The sequence below is a fragment of the Sphingobium sp. 3R8 genome (assembly GCF_020166615.1).
Classification (GTDB): domain Bacteria; phylum Pseudomonadota; class Alphaproteobacteria; order Sphingomonadales; family Sphingomonadaceae; genus Sphingobium; species Sphingobium bisphenolicum.
In genome coordinates this window covers 142,987-158,132 of the sequence record NZ_JAIQXR010000005.1, presented here as the reverse complement: position 1 = coordinate 158,132, position 15,146 = coordinate 142,987, and the positions used below count along the sequence as shown (strand labels likewise).

The 15,146-nt window shown below is 67.3% G+C and carries 15 protein-coding genes; 5 read left to right on the top strand and 10 right to left on the bottom strand.

The genetic code is table 11. From position 1 onward, the window contains the following. Positions 1 to 33 precede the first annotated feature (33 nt). The 4 genes from glmM to K9B33_RS06830 are packed head-to-tail and all read left to right on the top strand — an operon-like array spanning position 34 to position 3,074. A complete protein-coding gene (glmM, locus tag K9B33_RS06845) occupies positions 34 to 1,374 on the top strand; it encodes a phosphoglucosamine mutase (RefSeq protein WP_224547641.1) in 1,341 nt (446 codons plus the stop codon). Continuing rightward, complete coding sequence (locus K9B33_RS06840; protein ID WP_224547639.1) at positions 1,374 to 1,598, top strand: DUF1272 domain-containing protein; 225 nt, start codon at positions 1,374 to 1,376, stop codon at positions 1,596 to 1,598. Before glmM ends, K9B33_RS06840 begins: the two co-directional genes overlap by 1 nt. Beyond that, positions 1,595 to 2,482 carry a bifunctional hydroxymethylpyrimidine kinase/phosphomethylpyrimidine kinase gene (gene thiD, locus K9B33_RS06835; protein ID WP_224547637.1) on the top strand — a complete coding sequence of 296 codons (888 nt, stop codon included), beginning with the start codon at positions 1,595 to 1,597 and terminating at the stop codon, positions 2,480 to 2,482. Before K9B33_RS06840 ends, thiD begins: the two co-directional genes overlap by 4 nt. Next, a complete protein-coding gene (locus K9B33_RS06830; RefSeq protein ID WP_066600849.1) occupies positions 2,475 to 3,074 on the top strand; it encodes a ribonuclease HII in 600 nt (199 codons plus the stop codon). The genes thiD and K9B33_RS06830 overlap by 8 nt, the downstream gene beginning before the upstream one ends. On the opposite strand, the gene K9B33_RS06825 is transcribed toward K9B33_RS06830, so the two are convergent. Next, the gene (locus tag K9B33_RS06825; RefSeq protein WP_224547636.1) at positions 3,071 to 4,486 is read right to left on the bottom strand and encodes an APC family permease; all 1,416 of its coding nucleotides are present in this window, start codon (positions 4,484 to 4,486) and stop codon (positions 3,071 to 3,073) included. The two genes, K9B33_RS06830 and K9B33_RS06825, sit on opposite strands and share 4 nt — an antisense overlap. Further along, positions 4,483 to 5,526 (bottom strand): agmatinase, encoded by a 1,044-nt coding sequence (gene speB / locus K9B33_RS06820; RefSeq protein WP_224547635.1) that lies wholly within the window; start codon positions 5,524 to 5,526, stop codon positions 4,483 to 4,485. Before speB ends, K9B33_RS06825 begins: the two co-directional genes overlap by 4 nt. A 107-nt stretch (positions 5,527 to 5,633) precedes the next feature. On the opposite strand from speB, the gene K9B33_RS06815 reads away from it, so the two are divergent. After that, positions 5,634 to 6,689 carry an Ldh family oxidoreductase gene (locus K9B33_RS06815; protein WP_224547634.1) on the top strand — a complete coding sequence of 352 codons (1,056 nt, stop codon included), beginning with the start codon at positions 5,634 to 5,636 and terminating at the stop codon, positions 6,687 to 6,689. 37 nt (positions 6,690 to 6,726) lie between these two features. On the opposite strand, the gene K9B33_RS06810 is transcribed toward K9B33_RS06815, so the two are convergent. Genes K9B33_RS06810 through K9B33_RS06775 form a run of 8 tightly spaced genes read right to left on the bottom strand, consistent with a single transcriptional unit; the run spans position 6,727 to position 15,143 of the window. Next, a complete protein-coding gene (locus K9B33_RS06810) occupies positions 6,727 to 7,647 on the bottom strand; it encodes a DNA-binding response regulator (protein WP_066600856.1) in 921 nt (306 codons plus the stop codon). Continuing rightward, the gene (locus K9B33_RS06805) at positions 7,644 to 11,000 is read right to left on the bottom strand and encodes an ATP-binding protein (protein WP_224547633.1); all 3,357 of its coding nucleotides are present in this window, start codon (positions 10,998 to 11,000) and stop codon (positions 7,644 to 7,646) included. The genes K9B33_RS06810 and K9B33_RS06805 overlap by 4 nt, the downstream gene beginning before the upstream one ends. Further along, positions 11,000 to 11,641, bottom strand: a complete 642-nt coding sequence (gene ureG / locus K9B33_RS06800; RefSeq protein WP_224547632.1) for an urease accessory protein UreG — start codon at positions 11,639 to 11,641, stop codon at positions 11,000 to 11,002. The genes K9B33_RS06805 and ureG overlap by 1 nt, the downstream gene beginning before the upstream one ends. Then, complete coding sequence (locus K9B33_RS06795; RefSeq protein ID WP_224547631.1) at positions 11,638 to 12,351, bottom strand: urease accessory protein UreF; 714 nt, start codon at positions 12,349 to 12,351, stop codon at positions 11,638 to 11,640. The genes ureG and K9B33_RS06795 overlap by 4 nt, the downstream gene beginning before the upstream one ends. Then, entirely contained in the window at positions 12,308 to 12,811 is a 504-nt protein-coding gene (gene ureE / locus K9B33_RS06790) for an urease accessory protein UreE (RefSeq protein WP_224547630.1), read from the bottom strand. Before ureE ends, K9B33_RS06795 begins: the two co-directional genes overlap by 44 nt. Before the next feature lie 13 nt (positions 12,812 to 12,824). Then, complete coding sequence (gene ureC / locus K9B33_RS06785; RefSeq protein WP_224547629.1) at positions 12,825 to 14,537, bottom strand: urease subunit alpha; 1,713 nt, start codon at positions 14,535 to 14,537, stop codon at positions 12,825 to 12,827. 1 nt (position 14,538) lies between these two features. Continuing rightward, on the bottom strand, positions 14,539 to 14,844 hold the full coding sequence (locus K9B33_RS06780; protein WP_318011087.1) for an urease subunit beta: 306 nt from the start codon (positions 14,842 to 14,844) through the stop codon (positions 14,539 to 14,541). Beyond that, the gene (locus K9B33_RS06775) at positions 14,841 to 15,143 is read right to left on the bottom strand and encodes an urease subunit gamma (RefSeq protein WP_066600864.1); all 303 of its coding nucleotides are present in this window, start codon (positions 15,141 to 15,143) and stop codon (positions 14,841 to 14,843) included. Before K9B33_RS06775 ends, K9B33_RS06780 begins: the two co-directional genes overlap by 4 nt. Between the last annotated feature and the right edge of the window lie 3 nt (positions 15,144 to 15,146).

The following is a 15,146-nucleotide window of genomic DNA, read 5'->3' as shown; positions in this document are numbered from 1 at the left end:
ATCGGGCGGCCCCGATGGGTGCAAGGAAGGGGCATGAGCAGGCAATATTTCGGCACCGACGGCATCCGCGGCCGCACCAACCAATGGCCTATGACGGCGGAACTGGCGATGAAGGTCGGCATGGCCGCCGGCACCCATTTCCTGCGCGGCAGCCATCGCCATCGCGTGGTGATCGGCAAAGATACCCGCCTGTCGGGCTATATGGTCGAAAATGCGCTGGTCGCGGGCTTCACCGCCGTGGGGATGGACGTGGTCCAGTTCGGGCCGATCCCGACGCCGGCGGTCGCGCTGCTCGCCCATTCGATGCGCGCGGACCTGGGCGTCATGATCTCGGCCAGCCACAATCCCTATTTCGACAATGGGATCAAATTGTTCGGGCCGGACGGCTATAAGCTGTCGGACGAGGATGAGCTGAAGATCGAGGCGCTGATCGGGCAGGATATCCCGCTTGCCGCATCCAAGGATATCGGCCGCGCCCGCCGGGTCGAGGATGCGCGCGGCCGCTATATCCATGCGGTCAAGTCCAGCTTTCCCGCCGACCTGCGCCTCGACGGGCTCAAGATCGTGGTCGATTGCGCCAATGGCGCCGCCTATCAGGTCGCGCCGTCGGCCCTGTGGGAACTGGGCGCTACGGTCGTGGCGATCGGGGTGACGCCCAACGGCACCAACATCAACGACGGCTGCGGATCGACCGCGCCTTTGCTGTTGCAGGAAACCGTGGTGTCGTCCGGCGCCGACGTCGGTATCGCGCTGGACGGCGACGCCGATCGGCTGATCGTCGTGGACGAACAGGGCCAGATCGTCGACGGCGACCAGATCATGGCGCTGATCGCCGCCAATTTCATGGCCGAGGGCACATTGCGCGGCGGTGGGCTGGTCGCCACGGTCATGTCGAATCTTGGCCTCGAACGCTTCCTGGCGGCCAGGGGCATCGCGCTGGAGCGCACCAAGGTCGGCGACCGCTATGTGCTGGAACGGATGCGCGAGGGCGGCTTCAATCTGGGCGGCGAACAGTCCGGTCACATGATCCTGTCCGATTACGCCACCACCGGCGACGGCACGGTCGCGGCGTTGCAGGTGCTGGCGGCCTTGGTGCGTTCGGGCAAGCCCGCCAGCGAGACGCTGCACCAGTTCGATCCCGTGCCGCAACTGCTCAAGAATGTCCGCTTCTCCGGTGGCAAGCCGCTGGAGCATGACGAGGTCAAGCGCGTGATCGCGCAGGCGGAAGCGGAACTGGACGGCACCGGCCGCCTCGTCATCCGCCCGTCCGGCACCGAACCGGTGATCCGCGTGATGGCGGAAGGCGACAAGGCGGATCAGGTCAAGGATGTGGTGGAGCGCATCTGCGCGGCGGTCGAGAAGGCGGCGGCGTGATGCTTGAGATGCGCCCCGATTGCGAACGCTGCGGCACGGACCTGCCCGCCGACGAACCCGGTGCGTTCATCTGTTCGTTCGAATGCACCTTTTGCGCCCCCTGCGCCGAGGCGCTGGACGATCGCTGCCCCAATTGCGGCGGCGAACTGATGGACCGGCCCAGCCGCGTGGGCAAGGCGCTGGCGAACAATCCCGCCTCGACGGAGCGGCACTTCAAGGGATGAAGCCTGGGCGCATCCTCATCATCGCCGGTTCCGACAGCGGGGGCGGCGCGGGTATCCAGGCGGACATCAAGACCGTGACGATGCTGGGCGGCCACGCCATGACCGCAATCACCGCGCTCACGGCGCAGAACACGCTGGGCGTGCAGGGTGTCCATCCGGTGCCGACCGCCATGGTGCTGGCGCAGATCGAAAGCTGCATCAGCGACATCGGCGTGGATGCGGTGAAAATCGGCATGATCGGATCGGCGCAGACGGCGGCCGCCGTGGCGGAACGCCTTGCGCAACTCGATGCCGTGCCGATCGTCTTCGACCCCGTCATGGTGGCCAGCAGCGGATCGCTGCTGGCGGATGAGGCGACCGTCGTCGCATTCGATGCGCTGATGCAGGTGGCGAGCGTCATCACCCCCAATGTCCCGGAGTTGCAGGCGCTGACCGGCAGGACGATCGGCGATGTCGAGGCGCTGGAGGCGGCCGGACAGGCGCTGCGCGATCGCACCGGCGCGGTCATCTTCGCCAAGGGCGGGCATCTGCCGCAGCAGGCCGACGACGATCGCCCGTTGATCCACGATCTGCTGATCGATGAGGATATGGTCGCGGACTATGCGGTCGCGCGGATCGAAACCCGCAACAGTCATGGCACCGGCTGCACTTTGGCCAGCGCCATCGCGACCGGCTTGGGCGGCGGCCTGTCGCTGGCCGACGCGGCCGACCGGGCGGAAGCCTTCGTCGCGGCGGTTCTGGCCGCGGCGCCGGGGCTGGGGCAGGGCCATGGTCCGATGGGCCATGCGCTGGGTCTGACGCCCTTCTACCATCTGTTGGCGGCGGTCGACCCGACCGGCTGGGACGCAGCGGCCTTGGCCGCGCGCTATTCCGACCATGCCTGATTTTTGCCACGAGATGCGCCATCATCCAGGCCTGGTCGCCGGCGTGGACGAAGCGGGGCGTGGTCCGCTGGCGGGACCGGTGGTCGCCGCCGCCGTCATCCTGCGCGCGGAGGATTGCCCCGACGGCCTCAACGATAGCAAGCAATTGACGGCCAAACGCCGGGCAGCGCTGGAGGTCGAGATCAAGGCGCGCGCACTCTGCTGGGGCGTCGGTGTCGCCAGCGTGGAAGAGATCGACCAGATCAACATTCTCTGGGCGACGATGCTGGCCATGACCCGCGCGGTGGAAGCGCTGGGGCACGATTGTGCGCATGTGCTGGTGGACGGCAATCGCTGCCCGACATGGCGCTGGGCCTCGACCGCGATCGTGGAGGGCGACGCCAAATGTCTGTCGATCGCGGCCGCCTCGATCATCGCCAAGGAAAGCCGCGACCGGATGATGGTGGAGGCCGCCGCGCAGCATCCCCATTATGGCTGGGACACGAACAAGGGCTATGGCAGCGCCCGGCATCTCGCCGCCTTGCGCGAACATGGGCCGACCCCGCTGCACCGCCGCAGCTTCGCGCCGGTCGCGCAATTGATATTGCTTTAAGCCGGCTGCACCGTCGGCGCGCCCATCAGCAGCCGCTGCGCCATCACCATCCCGCCGCCCAGCGCCAGCCAGCCGAGCATCAGCCAGATTTCGACCGGCATCCCGTCGCTGACGCCGAACGGCGTGGCGATGGCGGCGCTCGCCACCACGGCGGCGCCGCTGCTGATCGCGACCAGCAGCGGACTGCCCCCTGCCAGCACGAAAGCGGGCGGAGTCGCGCCCTTGTCGCGGCTGCGCAGCCGCATCAGCGCGAGCATCGCGACCGCGGCGATGGCGGTGGTGCACATCGTCCCCATGGAGATGATCGGGCCGATCGCCCCGCGCCCTGCCAGCACGCCAAGGCAGGTCCACAGCCCCACCAGCAGCGCGGCCCGCCGCGGCGCGCCGGTGCGCGCGTCGATATGGGCGAGGCTGGCGGGCAGGAAACCCGCCCGCGCCTGCGCCAGGATGACGCGCGTCGCGGACAGGTGCATCGCGTTCCACGTCTTGAGCAGGGACGCCATGGCGACCAGGATGATCCCCTTGGTGGCCAGCCCTCCCGCCAGCGCATGGTCGAAGGCGGCAGCGACCGGCAGCGCGCCCGACGTCAGGTCGCGCCATGGCGCCAGCGATGCCGACGCCAGGATGATGAGGCTGTAGAACAAAGCCGCGACCGCCACCGCCGCCATCATGGCGCGGGCGACCGTGTGGAAACTGGTGCCGGGCGCGCGTTCCTCCACCGCCGACGCGGCGGTCTGGAACCCCGACAGCCACATGCCCGCAACGCCCAGCATCACGAACATGCCGCCGGCGAAGCTGCGATCCTGCGCCGATTCGAACAGCGGGTGCCAGTTCCCCGTATCGCCCTGCGCAAAGCCCAGCAGCACCAGCACGGCCGACGCGGTGAGGAAGGCGAAGGTCACGATCTTCTGGAAGCCCACCGCGATCGTCGCGCCCGATGCGTTGAGGATGGTCATCACCACCGCGCCCGCCAGTCCGACGATCAGGTCCATCGCCGTGATCGGCCGGCCGAGCAGCGTATAGAGCGGGGCCTGCCCGCTGAGCGACGGCGCCAGATTTTCCAGGAACCAGGACAGGGCCAGCCCCTCGAACGCAGCGATACCGACGAAATAGAGCGTCAGATACCATCCGGTGACGAAGCCGGGCCATGGTCCGAACGCCTTTTCGACGAAGACGAACTCCGCCCCTGCGCGCGGCACGCGGGCGACCAGTTCGGCATAGGCGGCCGCGACCGGCACCATCAGCAGGGTCATGCCCAGAAAGGCCAGCACCGCGCCGCCCGGTCCCGCGGGCGCGACCCATTCGCCCATCAGCACCATCCAGGCGGACCCGACGATCGTGCCGAAGGCGAGCGCGAAATAGCCCGGTCCGGTGACGCCGCGCTTCAGTGCTGGCTCCGCCGCAACATTCATCGGCGCAACTGCACCAGGCAGAGCAACTGGAACAGCATCTGGGCAGCGGCCTGCGCCGTCACCGTGGTCGGATCATATTCGGGCGCGACCTCCACCACGTCGCCCCCGATGATGTCGATCCCCGCCAGCCCGCGCAGCAGGTGCAGCGCCTCGCGCGTCGACAACCCGCCGATTTCGGGCGTCCCGGTGCCCGGCGCATAGACCGGGTCCAGCCCGTCGACGTCGAAGGTCACATAGGTCGGCCCGTCGCTCACGACCTCCAGCGCTTTCGCGACGACGGCGTCCATGCCCATCGCCGCGCAGTCCTCGGCATGGATCACGGTCATGCCGCTGGCGTAGGAAAATTCCCACAGATATTCCGTCCCGCCCCGGATGCCGATCTGGATCGATCGCCTTGGGTCCAGCACGCCTGCCAGCACGGCTTCGCGAAAGGGCGCGCCATGGTGGAATTTGGAACCTTCATAAATGCCGCCGGTGTCGCAATGGGCATCGAAATGAACCATGCCCATCGGCCCTTTGGCGGCGGCCAGCCCCTTCATGATCGACCCGGTGATGCTATGGTCGCCGCCGACCGATAGCGGGATTGCGCGGGTGGCGCCAATCATCGCGTAACATGCTTCGATGTCCGCATGGCAGAGCGCCAGGTCGTAGCGGCTCTGCATCGCGACATCGCCCACGTCCGCAACCGTCAGCGCGTTCATCGGCGCGACGCGCAACTGATGTTCATAGGGACCGATCCGGTCGATCGCCCGCACCGCCCGCGGGCCATAGCGCGCGCCCGGCCGGTTGGTGACGCCCAGGTCCATCGGCACGCCGACCAGCGCGACGTCCAGCCGGTCGAGCGTCTCCGGCGCCAGCCCGCCGGCGATATAGGGCGCGTCCAGCAGCGTGGAGGGCTGGGCGAAGGGCCAGCGGCGCTTGTCGCCGTTCTTGAATTGCAGCCCGGCCACCTCGCGGAAATGGGGGTCGTGAATGTCTGCCCCGCCACCCCCGGCATAGAGGCGGCGGAGTGCATCAAGGTCGATCGGATCATGGGCCATGACCGTCAGTCTGGACGGCGGCCAAGGGGCGGCAATGGGGTGAAGGACGTATGGCCTGCCGCGTTCCGGCCGTTGCGCTGCGCGGCAAAGCGGGGGAGGGTGGCGCCATGACCCCTATGGATTTCGACGCGCTGGTGGCGCTGCTGGCCCGCATCTTTCTCGCCAATGGCACGTCACCGGGCGTGGCGGATATCCTTGCCCGCAATTGCGCCGGGGCGGAGCGCGACGGGGCGATGAGCCACGGCCTGTTCCGGATGCCGGGTTATGTCGCGACGCTGCGCAGCGGATGGGTCGACGGGCGAGCGCAGCCGGTGGTCGAGGATGGCGGCGCGTCCTTCCTGCGCGTCGATGCCGCCAACGGTTTTGCCCAGCCCGCGCTGGCGGCCGCTACGCCGATGGCCATGGCAAGGGCGCGTGCGACCGGCGCCTGCGTCGTCGCGATCCGGCGATCGCATCATTTCGCGGCGCTCTGGCCCGATGTCGAACCCTTTGCGGAGGCGGGGCTGGTTGCGATCGCCATGGTGGACAGCATGGCCGTCGTGGTTCCGCCCGGCGCGAAAAAGCCCGTCTATGGCACCAATCCGCTCGCCTTCGCCGCGCCGCACGCGGGCGGGAAGATCGTCGTGTTCGACCAGGCGGTGAGCCTGCTGGCCCATGGCGACGTACAGATCGCCGCGCGGGAACGGCACGCCCTGCCCGAAGGCGCGGGCGTCGATGCGGCGGGCCGGCCGACCCGCGATCCCCGCGCGGTGCTGGACGGCGGCGCGCTGCTGCCCTTTGGCGGGCATAAAGGGGCAGCGATCGCGATGATGATCGAGATCATGGCCGCCGCCCTGACCGGCGGGCTCTACGCGCATGAGGTCGACTGGTCGGGGCATCCCGGCGCGCAGACGCCCTGCACCGGGGAGTGTGTGATATTGATCGACCCGGCGCGCGGCGGATCGGCGGCGGGGTTTGCGGCGCGGGTCGAGCAACTGGTCGAAGCGTTGCGGGCGGCGGGGCAGGAGCGGATGCCCGGCGACCGTCGTTTCGCCGCGCGGGAGAAAGCGTTGCGGGAGGGGGTGGCGGTCAGTGCTGAGATGCTGGCGCGGCTGGAGGGACTTGTTGCGAACGGAACGTCGCCTTCCCCTCTCCCGACGTCGCCTGACGCGCTGCGCGATTAAGGCTGCATATCCTCTCTCCCTGGGGGAGAGGGGGGGCTCAATGCGCGATCACCCGCACCGCGAAGGCGGCCGCCGCGGCCCGCGTTTCCACGCCCAGCTTCTCGAAAATCTGCTCCAGATGCTTGTTCACGGTGCGCGGGCTGATGACCAATATCTCGCTGATGACCCGGTTGGGCTTGCCGTAGCTGATCCACAGCAACACTTCGGCCTCGCGCTGGGTCAGGCCGAAATGGCTTTGGAGCCGGCCGATGTCGGCCTGCGGGTCGATATGGTTGAGGCGGATCAATATCTCGTCGCGGCGCGGTCGCCCGACGATGATGAGTTCGACCGTATCGCCCTGGCCGCTGTCCGCCTTCGCCGTCGCTCCGGGGGCGAGATCGTCGGCCAGTAGCCGTCCGACGGCGTTGCGCAGCAGCGCAGGCGGCGCGGCGTCGCCGCGCGACCAGCCCGGCGCCAGCGCCTCCATCAATTTCTCCGCACCCGGCGTGCTCCAGCTCAGCCGCCCGTCGGTTGCGACCGCGATCAGGTTCCGCCCCGTGGCGTCGAGCGCGAACTGGCCGCCCTGGGTCTGGCGCGCATTGGCCATATGCACGCGCACGCGGGCCAACAGCTCCTCGACCACGATCGGTTTGCGCACATAATCGACGCCGCCCGCCTCCAGCGCGTGGACGACATGCTCGCTTTCGGTGAGGCCGGTCATGAAGATGATCGGAATCGGCGCGCCCGCAGGCATCTGCTTGATCGCGCGCGTCGTCTCGAACCCGTCCAGCCCCGGCATCACCGCGTCCATCAGAATAAGGTCGGGGGCGACATGGTCCAGCAGTTCGATCGCCGCGTCGCCGCTGGTGGCGATCAGCACGGAGATATTGGCCGCCTCCAGCGTGTCGGTCAGGAAGCGCAGCGATTCGGGTGTGTCGTCCACGACGAGGACGGTATCGGTGTGGGAAGGCGTGGTCATCGGGCGGCCCTTATGGTTCTGATCAGCCCCTTGAGGTCGAAACGGTCGAGATGGGCGAGGAGGCGTCGGGTCAGCGGCGCGGCGTCGGGCACGGTTTCCTCCAGCGTGCGGATGCTGGATTCGATGCCGCGGACATGGCCGATGATCGCCTTCTGCTCGATATCGGCCAGGATCGGCGCGGCTTCCTGCGGCAGCGGCGGCAGCGCTTCGTCCCCGATGGCGGGGACGGGTGCCGGCAGCGCGTCGCCGGTCCAGCGGATGCGCAACTGGTCCGCGATCGCATCGAGCAACGCGTCGAGATCGACCGGCTTCATCAGGAACATGTCATGCGCCGCGCGGCCATCGCCACCGCGATGGAACTCATGCGCATTGGCCGACACCATGACGATGCGGACCGCGCCGCCCAGCGTCTCGCGCAGCGCCCGGCACACGTCCCAACCCGATTCGCCGGGCATGGAGATGTCGAGCAGGACGATGTCGGGCTGTTCGCGTGCGGCGATCTCCATGCCGGTGCGTCCGTTCAGCGCCTCGAACACGATGAAGTCGAGCGGCTCCAGCAGCCCGCGCAGCACCGCCACCTGGACGGCGTCATCGTCGATCAGCAGCACTTTGCGCCGGTCGCCTTCATAGCCTCTGATCGTTTCGACCGGCTGGCTGTCGGCCACGCCCGCGACATGGCCCAGCATCAGCCGCACCGTGAATTGCGTGCCCTGCTCCGCGGTGCTGACCACGGACAGGTCGCCGCCCAATATCTGCACCAGCGCCTGGGTGATGGCGAGGCCGAGGCCGATGCCCTTCTGCTTTTGCGCGTCGGGATTGGAGCCGCGCTCGAACGGATCGAAGATGCGTTTGAGGTCATCGGCGGCGATGCCGATGCCGGTGTCGACGATGTCGAACGTCGCCATCTGGCTGCGATATTGGACGCGGAAGGTGACGGCGCCGGACCGGGTGAACTTGATCGCGTTGGACAGCAGGTTGATGAGGATCTGGCGCAGCCGCTTCTGGTCGGTCCGCACGAAATCGGGCAGCTTCTCGGGCCGTTCGTAGAGGAAGTCGATCCCCTTGGCCTGCGCCTGCGGCCGGAACATATTGGCGATCTGGTCGACGAAGGGAGACAGGCGCACCGTTTCGCTGCTGATGCGCAGTACGCCGCTTTCGACCTGGCTGATGTCCATCAGCCCTTCGACCAGATTGGTCAGATGCTCGGCGCTGCGGCGAATGACCTTGGCCGCTTCGATCGGGGCGATCTCGTGACCGCGCTCCATAAGCTGGGCATAGCCGTAGATGCTGTTGAGCGGGGATCGGATTTCATGGCTGACGCTGACCAGATAGCGGCTCTTGGCGGCGTTGGCGGCTTCGGCCGCCTCCTTGGCGCGTTGCAGTTCCGCGCCGGTCACGTCATGGGCGATCACCTCTTCCATCAGTTTCTGCACATGATGCTCGCTTTCCTGCATCGCCGACCGGCGGCTCTGGTGTGCCAGCACGATCATCCAGGCGATGACCCCGCCGAACAGCGAAAAGAGCAGGAACAGGCCCAGCATCAGGCTGGATGTCTGCGCGGCGATGGATGGCGCACCCCGCGCCACTTGCCAGCCGATGCCGCCCAGCACCGCGCCGTTCGCCAGGGTGATGATGCTCATGACGGCGATGAAATGGCCGACGGGCGTATGCACATGTTTGGCGATGGCGCGGGGCAGCAGCCGTTCCAGCCAGCGCGCGGCCTGCTGCGTCGCCCGGCTGTCGGTCTTGCACCGGTCGTGGCAGCGCGCCTCCAGCGTGCAGCAGAGCGAGCAGATCGGCGCAGCATACATCGGGCAATGCGCCATGTCGGCATGCTGGAACGCGTTTTCGCAGATGATGCAGGTCTTTATATCGCTGCCTGCGGGCCAGTGGGACCGGCGGGCGATATAATAGCGGCCATGGGTGACAAGCGCGATGATCGGGGCGGTGGTGAAAGCGACCGCCATGCCGATCACCGGGGCGAAGGCGCGGGCTATGTCGCCCATCAGGCCGAAATGGGCGAGAGCGGATACCGCGATGGACAGCAGCATCGCGCCAATGCCCACCGGATTGATGTCGAACAGATGCGCCCGCTTGAACTCGATTCCCGCAGGCGACAGGCGCAGCGGCTTGGAGATCATCAGGTCCGCGGCCAGCGCCCCGATCCAGCCCGCCGCGACCGTGGCGTAGAGGATCAATATCGCCTCGATCGCGTCGAAAATGCCGACTTCCATCAGCAGCAAAGCGAGCAGCACGTTGAAGATGAGCCACACGACCCGGCCGGGATGGCTGTGCGTCAGCCGGGCGAAGAAATTCGACCAGGCGATCGATCCGGCATAGGCGTTGGTGACGTTGATCTTCAATTGGCAGATGATGACGAACAGGCCGGTCAGGATCAGCGACAGGCCGGCATGGCCCGTCATGGCGGTATAGATCGCCTGGAACATCGCGGTCGGGCTGGACGCCTCGCTCTGCAAGGCGGCGCTCTTGACCAGGAAATGCGCCAGCCATGACCCGAGCAGCAGCTTCATGCCGCCGATCAGGGTCCATCCCGGCCCGCCCGCCAGCATCGCCGCCCACCATTTCCCCCGGCCGATCGTCGCCTTGTCCGGCAGGAAGCGCAGATAGTCCGCCTGCTCCCCGATTTGCGGCAGAAGGGAGAGGAGGGTGGACAGCGCGAAGCCGAAATAGAGCAGGCTGACGCTGCCGTCCCTGGCGCCCAGTTGCCCGGTGAAATGGCTCCATTCGGCCAGCGCGGCCGGGCCGGACCAGAGGATATAGGCGATCGGCGCGACTTGTAGCGTGATCCAGACCCATTGGGTCGCGTTCTGGAACCGGGTGATGGCGCTCATGCCGTAGAGTGCGATCGGGATGACCACCAGCGCGCTCGCCAGATAGGCGAGGCTCATCGGCATCCCTGTCATCGCCCGCAGCGCGACCGCCATGATCGTCGCTTCGACCGAAAAAAGCAGGAAGGTGAAGCTGGCGTAGATCAGCGAGGTGAGGGTGGACCCCAGATAGCCAAAGCCCGCGCCGCGCGTCAGCAGATCGATGTCAAGGCCGTGCTTGGCGGCGTGATAGGCGATAGGCAGGCCGATGACGAACATCAAAGCGACCGCGGCGGCGATCGCGGCGACGCTGTTGGCGAAGCCGTAGGTCAGGGTGATCGACGCGCCGATCGCTTCGCAGGCGAGGAAGGCGGTCGCGCCGATCGCGGTGCCCGCCACCTGTCCCGCCGTCCAGCGCCGCGCGCTGTCGGCGGTGTAGCGCAGGGCATAATCCTCCAATGTCTGGCTCGCGACCCATTTATTGTAGAGCCGCTTTTCGCGCAGGACATAGGCGGCGCGGTCCATCAGATCGCGGCGGTATCGGCGTGCCAGGGGCGCAGGCCGCCGGTCGCGACGATGAAGGCGATGACGGCGGGCAGGCCGATATTGTCCTTGAGGTTGGTGAAGAGGAAGGGGCGCTGCCCGCGCATCTTCCTGGCGTCCCTGTCCATGACGCCCAGGTCCGCGCCCACCAGCGGGGCGAGGTCGATCTTGTTGATGAGCAGCAGGTCGGACCTCGTGATGCCCGGCCCGCCCTTGCGCGGGATCTTGTCGCCGGCCGACACATCGATGACGTAGATGGTGATGTCGGCCAGTTCGGGGCTGAAGGTCGCGGCGAGATTGTCGCCGCCGCTTTCGATGAAGATGACCTCCAGGCCGGGGAATTTCCGGCTCATCTCGTCCACCGCAGCCAGATTGATGCTGGCGTCCTCGCGGATCGCGGTATGCGGGCAGCCACCCGTCTCCACGCCCATGATCCGTTCCGGCACCAGCGCGCCGGAGCGGGTGAGAAATTCCGCATCCTCGCGGGTGTAGATGTCGTTGGTGATAGCGGCGATATTATAATGGTCGCGCATCGCCTTGCAGAGCCGGTCGGTCAGCGCGGTCTTGCCGGAGCCGACCGGGCCGCCGATGCCGACGCGTAAGGGACCGTTACGAGAGGTCATGAGCGGAAGAGCCTTGTGTAGAGGGTTTCATGGGCGAGGCTGGCGAGTTCAAGGTCGGGCGCGGCGGTGCCGAGATCGTCGAGCGACGTAATCATCGCTTTGGCGGCGATGGCCGGAATGGCGTGGGAGAGGGCGGCCAGCGCCAACTGCCCGTCGGTCTGGCCGAGCGGCACGAGGCGCACCCCGGCCGATACCAGATTGGCGGCGGTGGCATGAAGCCAGCCGTGCAGCGCGGGTTCCAGCGGGATGGCATGGGCGGCGCAGGCCAGCGCCATCACGACCGTATGCGCCATCGGACGCCCTTCCCAGCGCGCCGCAAAGGCGTCGAGCGTCGGATGGGGCCAGGCCTTGCGCGTGACCGACAGGAAGGAGCCACCCTGCTGTCGGCTTTCCAGCGCCGTTTCGCTGCTGCCCCGGAACGCGCCCGCCAGTTCGGCGATGGCATCGAACGCTGCGGCGTCGCCTGCCGTTTCATAAGCATGGACGAACAGCACCGCATCCACCCAGCCGCCGCCGCGCGCCAGCACCGCCTCGACATAGGCGGCGACATCGGTCGCGGTGCGGACGCGGCCGTCCTCGACCGCGGTTTCCAGGCCATGGCTATAGGTGAAGCTGCCCACCGGATAGGCAGGCGAGGTCCAGGCCAGAAGGCGGTGGAGGGCGGCGTCAGCCAGCATGGTCGTGGTGGTGGTGATCGTGGCCATGGTCATGATCGTGCGCATGACCATGATGATGGCCGCCACCCGAATAGGCGCCGCCTTCGGGGGTGAAGGGCGCCTCGATCTGCGTCACCGTCGCGCCCAGCCCTTCGAGCATGGCGTTGATGACATGGTCGTCGCGCAGGCGGATGGCGTGGGGATGGAGTTCGGCGGGCAGGTGCCGGTTGCCGATATGCCAGGCGAGCCGCATCATCGTCGATGCACTGTCGGCGGTGACCTCGACTAGCGCTTCGGGGGCGGCGAGAATTTCAACCAGCCGCCCGTCCGACAGTTGCAGCGCGTCGCCATGCCCCAGCACCGTGGCGCGGGCCAGGTCGAGCAGGAACATGGTGCCATGGTCGGCGGTGTAGACCCAGCGCCGACGGTGCCGCGCGTCATGATCCAGCATGATATGGTCGGCGGCTGGACCCGACCAGTGGCCGTGGGGGATGACGTCATGGGCGGTCAGCATGATCGGGCCTTCATCAGAACAGGAAATAGCGCTGCGCGAACGGCAGCACGCTGGCCGGTTCGCAGGTGAGCAGTTCGCCGTCGGCCCGCACTTCGTAAGTCTCGGGATCGACCTGGATGTCGGGCATCGCGTCGTTCAGGATCATCGACGCCTTGCCGATCCCGCTGCGCGTATTGCGCACGGCTTCGAGCGGCCGGGCGAGGTGCAGCCGTTCGCCGATCCCGTCCGCAATCCCCGCAGCCGACACGAAATGCACCGCCGACAGCGCGCCTGCCCGGCCCATGCCGCCGAACATCGGGCGGTAATGGACCGGCTGGGGCGTGGGGATGCTGGCATTGGGGTCGCCCATCGGCGCGGTGGCGATGCTGCCGCCCTTGATGACCATGTCGGGCTTCACCGCGAAGAAGGCGGGCGACCAGAGAACGAGATCGGCCAGCTTGCCAACCGCGATCGACCCGACGATATGGCCGATGCCATGGGCGATCGCCGGGTTGATCGTATATTTGGCGATATAGCGTTTCGCGCGGAAATTGTCGCTGTCGGCATCGTCCGATCCCAGCGACCCGCGCTGCTGCTTCATCTTGTCCGCACTCTGCCAGCAGCGGATGATCGTCTCGCCCACGCGCCCCATCGCCTGGCTGTCCGACGACATCATCGAGAAAGCGCCCAGATCGTGGAGAATATCCTCCGCCGCGATCGTCTCCTTGCGGATGCGGCTGTCGGCGAAGGCGACATCCTCGGCGATGCGCGGGTCGAGATGGTGGCAGACCATCAGCATGTCGAGATGTTCCTCGATCGTGTTGACGGTATAGGGCCGGGTCGGGTTGGTGGAGGAGGGCAGGACGTTGGGCAGGCCCGCCACCTTGATGATGTCGGGCGCATGACCGCCACCCGCACCCTCGGTATGGAAGGCGTGGATGGTCCGCCCCTTGAACGCGCCGACCGTGCTTTCGACGAAGCCCGCTTCGTTGAGCGTGTCGGTATGGATCGCGACCTGGATGTCATAGTCGTCGGCGACCGACAGGCAGCAATCGATCGCGGCCGGGGTCGTGCCCCAATCCTCGTGCAGCTTGAGGCCGCAGACGCCCGCGCGGATCATCTCCTCCAGCGCCTGGGGCTGGCTGGCATTGCCCTTGCCGAACAGGCCGAAATTCATCGGCATGGTTTCGAGCGCCTGCAACATGCGTCCGATATGCCAGCCGCCGGGCGTACAGGTCGTCGCCAGCGTACCGTGCGCCGGGCCGGTGCCGCCGCCCAGCATGGTGGTGATGCCCGCATTCAGCGCCTCGTCCACCTGCTGGGGGCAGATGAAATGGATATGGGCGTCGATCCCGCCCGCGGTCAGGATGCGGCCTTCGCCCGCGATGATCTCCGTACCTGGCCCGATGGGAATGGTGACGCCGGGCTGGACGTCCGGGTTGCCCGCCTTGCCGATCGCAGCGATCAGGCCGTCGCGGATCGCCACGTCGGCCTTCACGATACCCCAATGATCCAGGATCAGCGCATTGGTGATGACGGTGTCGGGCGCGCCGTCCGCGCGGCTCATCTGGCTTTGCCCCATGCCGTCGCGGATCACCTTGCCGCCGCCGAACTTCACTTCCTCGCCATAGATGGTCCGGTCTTCCTCGACCCGGATAAAGAGCGAAGAATCACCCAGCCGCACGCGGTCCCCGGTCGTGGGGCCGAACATCCCGGCATAGGCGCGGCGGGTCATGGTCACGGGCATGTCAGAGCTTCCCCATCACATCGCCGCGGAAGCCGATGACCATCCGGTCGCCGGCATAGGGGATGAGCTGCACGTCGCGCGTCTGGCCAGGCTCGAAGCGGACGGCGGTGCCCGACGGTATGTCTAGCCGATAGCCGCGCGCCGCTGCCCGATCGAAGACCAGCGCCGGGTTGGTTTCGGCGAAATGATAATGGCTGCCGACCTGGATCGGCCGGTCGCCGCTATTGGCGATAGCGAGGGTGACGGGGACACGCCCCTCGTTGAGCAATATGTCGCCGCTGGCGGGGATGATCTCGCCGGGGATCACCGGATCGGCCTGTGCACGGTGACCAGCTTCGTGCCGTCGGGGAAGGTCGCCTCGACCTGTATGTCGTGGATCATCTCGGCTATGCCCTCCATCACCTGATCGCGGGTCAGCACATGGCCGCCGCTCGCCATCAATGCGGCGACCGACTGGCCGTCGCGTGCGCCCTCCACCACATGGTCGGTGATGAGCGCAATCGCTTCGGGATGATTGAGCTTCACCCCGCGCGCCAGCCGGCCGCGCGCGACCATCGCGGCCATCGCGACCAGCAGCTTGTCCTTTTCCCGCCCCGTGAGATTCATGGC

Bases quoted from the DNA above. Each gene is read 5' to 3' on its own strand.
- glmM (WP_224547641.1), top strand. From the start codon at position 34: ATGAGCAGGCAATATTTCGGCACCGACGGCATCCGCGGCCGCACCAAC.
- K9B33_RS06840 (WP_224547639.1), top strand. From the start codon at position 1,374: ATGCTTGAGATGCGCCCCGATTGCGAACGCTGCGGCACGGACCTGCCC.
- thiD (WP_224547637.1), top strand. From the start codon at position 1,595: ATGAAGCCTGGGCGCATCCTCATCATCGCCGGTTCCGACAGCGGGGGC.
- K9B33_RS06830 (WP_066600849.1), top strand. From the start codon at position 2,475: ATGCCTGATTTTTGCCACGAGATGCGCCATCATCCAGGCCTGGTCGCC.
- K9B33_RS06825 (WP_224547636.1), bottom strand. From the start codon at position 4,486: ATGAATGTTGCGGCGGAGCCAGCACTGAAGCGCGGCGTCACCGGACCG.
- speB (WP_224547635.1), bottom strand. From the start codon at position 5,526: ATGGCCCATGATCCGATCGACCTTGATGCACTCCGCCGCCTCTATGCC.
- K9B33_RS06815 (WP_224547634.1), top strand. From the start codon at position 5,634: ATGACCCCTATGGATTTCGACGCGCTGGTGGCGCTGCTGGCCCGCATC.
- K9B33_RS06810 (WP_066600856.1), bottom strand. From the start codon at position 7,647: ATGACCACGCCTTCCCACACCGATACCGTCCTCGTCGTGGACGACACA.
- K9B33_RS06805 (WP_224547633.1), bottom strand. From the start codon at position 11,000: ATGGACCGCGCCGCCTATGTCCTGCGCGAAAAGCGGCTCTACAATAAA.
- ureG (WP_224547632.1), bottom strand. From the start codon at position 11,641: ATGACCTCTCGTAACGGTCCCTTACGCGTCGGCATCGGCGGCCCGGTC.
- K9B33_RS06795 (WP_224547631.1), bottom strand. From the start codon at position 12,351: ATGACCATGGCCACGATCACCACCACCACGACCATGCTGGCTGACGCC.
- ureE (WP_224547630.1), bottom strand. From the start codon at position 12,811: ATGCTGACCGCCCATGACGTCATCCCCCACGGCCACTGGTCGGGTCCA.
- ureC (WP_224547629.1), bottom strand. From the start codon at position 14,537: ATGCCCGTGACCATGACCCGCCGCGCCTATGCCGGGATGTTCGGCCCC.
- K9B33_RS06775 (WP_066600864.1), bottom strand. From the start codon at position 15,143: ATGAATCTCACGGGGCGGGAAAAGGACAAGCTGCTGGTCGCGATGGCC.